The 3,206-nt window shown below is 47.8% G+C and carries 4 protein-coding genes and 1 pseudogene; 2 read left to right on the top strand and 3 right to left on the bottom strand.

Annotated elements, in window-relative coordinates:
- Positions 1–95: 95 nt before the first annotated feature.
- Positions 96–452, top strand: a pseudogene (locus JUI58_RS15810) (XisH family protein); the annotation flags it as partial.
- Entirely contained in the window at positions 440–808 is a 369-nt protein-coding gene (locus JUI58_RS15805) for a XisI protein (RefSeq protein ID WP_204104767.1), read from the top strand. The pseudogene JUI58_RS15810 and the gene JUI58_RS15805, both read left to right, overlap by 13 nt.
- On the opposite strand, the gene JUI58_RS15800 is transcribed toward JUI58_RS15805, so the two are convergent.
- Genes JUI58_RS15800 through JUI58_RS15790 form a run of 3 tightly spaced genes read right to left on the bottom strand, consistent with a single transcriptional unit; the run spans position 732 to position 3,029 of the window.
- A complete protein-coding gene (locus JUI58_RS15800) occupies positions 732–2,261 on the bottom strand; it encodes an AAA family ATPase (protein ID WP_204104766.1) in 1,530 nt (509 codons plus the stop codon). The genes JUI58_RS15805 and JUI58_RS15800 overlap by 77 nt on opposite strands.
- Positions 2,262–2,292: 31 nt before the next feature.
- Complete coding sequence (locus JUI58_RS15795) at positions 2,293–2,688, bottom strand: hypothetical protein (protein ID WP_204104765.1); 396 nt, start codon at positions 2,686–2,688, stop codon at positions 2,293–2,295.
- Positions 2,689–2,708: 20 nt separating this feature from the next.
- Entirely contained in the window at positions 2,709–3,029 is a 321-nt protein-coding gene (locus JUI58_RS15790; RefSeq protein ID WP_204104764.1) for a hypothetical protein, read from the bottom strand.
- Between the last annotated feature and the right edge of the window lie 177 nt (positions 3,030–3,206).

Raw genomic sequence — 3,206 nt, 5'->3', positions numbered from 1 at the left:
CATTATGATTCGAGCTTTGCAGGCAACAGCCATCTCCTTTACGGATGATGCTATACGAGTTCAAGGTGAATAGCTTTGAATAGGTTAAATGTTGCACGATAACCGACGATCCTTATTTTATCCAATACGAAGATGCCGAACTCTATGCCGATCTCGCAGCCGAAAAACCAATCGCAGCCGAACGTCAAGGAGAAAAAATTGTTGTAGAAATCAAAAGTTTTATCGGGAAATCTCTCATGTACGATTTCCATAATGCTGTCGGGCAATACATTGTTTATCGCGATCTAATCGAACTAACCGAACCCGATTATACGCTTTATCTTGCCATTAACGACTTAACCCATGATAACTTTTTTCAACGCACTTCTATTCAAGCTATTGTCAATCGAAATCATTTAAAAATTGTTGTTATTGATGTCGAACGGGAGACTATAAAACAATGGATAAACTAACACATTACCGCAATACAATTGTTAGACTGCTGCAAGATTATTACGGCTTAACCCCTCGTCGCGATCGAGAAGATTTAGCTAGAGATTATTTGGCATTAGATAAAGAAAGAGATTGCTACTTGTGGATTCGTTCGGGATGGCAAGACAAAAAGCGGATACAGCATATCATTGTCCATCTTCGTATTGAACGGAATCAAATTTGGGTCGAAGAAGATAGTACCGATCTCGGCGTTGTTGATGATTTGTTGAGCGCAAATATTCCTAGAGAGGATATCGTTCTCAGTTTCCACCATCCCAGTCAGCGAAGTTTGACCGGGTTTGGGTTTGCAACCGAGGGTGAGTTGGTTTGTCATTAACCTCACTCCCTACTCCCTCCAAAAATGCCTGAAAACGCTCCAACGCGGCACTGCGAACCAAAGGATGCTGCCCCAAGGTTCGATGTTTATTGTCATTGATGCCTTCTTCTACCAAAAAGCGATAATGCAGTTCCTCCAGCGCGATATCCTGTCGTTCTTCACCGCACGGCTTGCCCTCCAGTCGTGTTGTAAATGCGGAAAGCTGCATCGTCCAGCCCTTGACCTCTACGGGAATGCGATAGACCGCCGCCGCACAGAGAAGCAAATAAGCATCGGGGTGTTGAGTTTCCAAGCGAACGAAAACCTCTTGCAAGCGCTGTCGATTCACCTCGAGGCGTACTTTCCTTGTGAGAATATGCAGCTTCCATTCATCTGCTTCGCCTTTGACTTGACCTGCTTCGGCTTCAGCAATGTTCTTCTCGACCTCCTCTATTTTATTGCGAACCTCGTGCCAGTAGGCTTCTACGTTGCCTTGAAAGGATTCCCAGATTTCCCCGATGATAACGCGCAAAACCAAGGGATGCCCGCGATAAGCCTTGCCCAAGCGTAATAGCACCTCGCGTTCTGCCGATTCATCAGACATATCCAAATCCAACTTCTCGAACAACGCCACTTGCTCCGGTTGCGTGAGTCCCGTTAGTACGCAGCGCTGCCACAATTGCCGATAGCGTTCTCTGGCAATCTCGATGGGTAACTCTTGGGAAGTGAGGATAATGCGAGAGGGCATGGGGTTGGCAGCGAAAAAGCCAGTGAAAAACTTGCTCCAGATGGCATCAGCAAAAGTACCGCCCATCTCCTCCCCCGGCACGAGCAAGGTTTCCAGTGAATCCAGCAAGAGCAGGACATCATGGCAGGCAAGGTAATCGAGCAGGCGATCGCAGAGCTTATCGGGCTGGCGTTCTTCCGGTGCGAGGGATATTCCCCATGCCTCCAGCCATTGCAAGGCGATACTCGCAAAATCTCGGTCATGCTCGGTATTCTCGAAGTTGGCGCGTTGGAAGTGCTGAGGTGCGTAGGGACGTTGCATGCAACGTCCGTACATGGCGTAGCGTTGGGCAATGAGACATTCGGCCAATGCCGTCTTGCCGATGCCCGTTAGCCCCAGTATCATCAGCAGGCGACGCGAGTTCAAAGCTGTCGAAAGTTCGGCAATGAGTTCTTCGCGACCCACCCACGCATTATCGTAGGAGAGGAAGGGAGTCGGGGAATCGGGAGTAGTTGGAGCGTCGGGATGTTGCGAACGAATCATTTGCGACGCATCGAGTCCCAATGCGTCGCAAATTTCCTCAAAAATCCTGATATAAACGGCTTTCCCGTTGAGAAACTTATTAATCGTTGAAGTCCCCAAGCCGAGATGTCCTGCGAGGCTACCTTGGGTTAAAAAGCCATTACGCTGTAATGCACCTTTGGCAAAGTCTTGATGGTCGGGATGAAGGCAAGCCGAACGAGGCATGAGAGTGGTGAGTATTTTTGTTATGTCAAGCCTAGCAAAGTTTCCGACCCCCTCCCTTCGCCAAGGCGATTGCTTCCCTTGTTTTCTCCTCTCGCACTGCTTTATCTTCGCTTTCGATGGCAGCTTCGAGGATATTCTGAATCTCCGGCTTTGGCGTTTTAAAATGTTCTGATAAGAAAGCCTCGGCATCGACAATGGTTGCGTCGGTTCGGACTTGCGAGCGCAGAAAATCTTGCACTTCCTCAATGCGATCGGCGGTTTTGGGACCGTATTGTAGTAAGTTACGAAAGTAGTGAGGGCGATCGCCGTAGCGCCCGGCAGAAATATTACCCCCGCATTCGTCTTCAATTTTTAAGAGTTCTTCCATTGCTTCGCGATCGTTCGGATTTCTTAATAGGCGATCGAAGGGGCTTTCTTTGACTGTCATGGTTTTCTCCTGTCTTTAATTTATTCTACGCAAGCGAACTCGAAATAGGTTAGATTGTCGCAATCTGGATCGCGACCGAGTTCTAACATTCTGGATTTTCGATAAAATTCCACCGCTCCGGGTAACGAATGGAGTCCGATACGCCCTGCATATCTAAGAGCAACGCTGCGCCTGCGAACGAACAACAGCAAACTCGATCCGGTATATTTGTAGCGAGGGACTTGCCGTAATCCACGATTCCAAGGAGCGCTGGCCAAGGCTTTGACATAAATAATGGGTTGCGTTTCATCAAACCATGAACGATGTCCGCGAGTTTCGATTTCAATGAGTCCTTGGGTCATATTCTCGCATTCGAGAGCGTAAGTTTCGATGTCTTCGTAACTTCGCGATAAACGTTTTTTGAGCGCCCAATCAAAATACAAGAAAAAACGGGAGATTGATAGCCCCGTCTCTTTAGAGCGGGGTAGAAAATCGACACGGCGAATTTATTCGCCTATGTCTTATCTTGGTTAATCAAT

The organism is Spirulina sp. CCY15215 (assembly GCF_016888125.1).
Taxonomy (GTDB): domain Bacteria; phylum Cyanobacteriota; class Cyanobacteriia; order Cyanobacteriales; family Spirulinaceae; genus CCY15215.
The sequence above is the reverse complement of the archived record's forward strand: the minus strand, read 5'-3'. Positions and strand labels throughout refer to the sequence as shown.

What these genes read in the sequence shown, in the direction of transcription:
- JUI58_RS15805 (WP_204104767.1), top strand. Translation starts at nt 440, where the DNA reads ATGGATAAACTAACACATTACCGCAATACAATTGTTAGACTGCTGCAA.
- JUI58_RS15800 (WP_204104766.1), bottom strand. Translation starts at nt 2,261, where the DNA reads ATGCCTCGTTCGGCTTGCCTTCATCCCGACCATCAAGACTTTGCCAAA.
- JUI58_RS15795 (WP_204104765.1), bottom strand. Translation starts at nt 2,688, where the DNA reads ATGACAGTCAAAGAAAGCCCCTTCGATCGCCTATTAAGAAATCCGAAC.
- JUI58_RS15790 (WP_204104764.1), bottom strand. Translation starts at nt 3,029, where the DNA reads ATGACCCAAGGACTCATTGAAATCGAAACTCGCGGACATCGTTCATGG.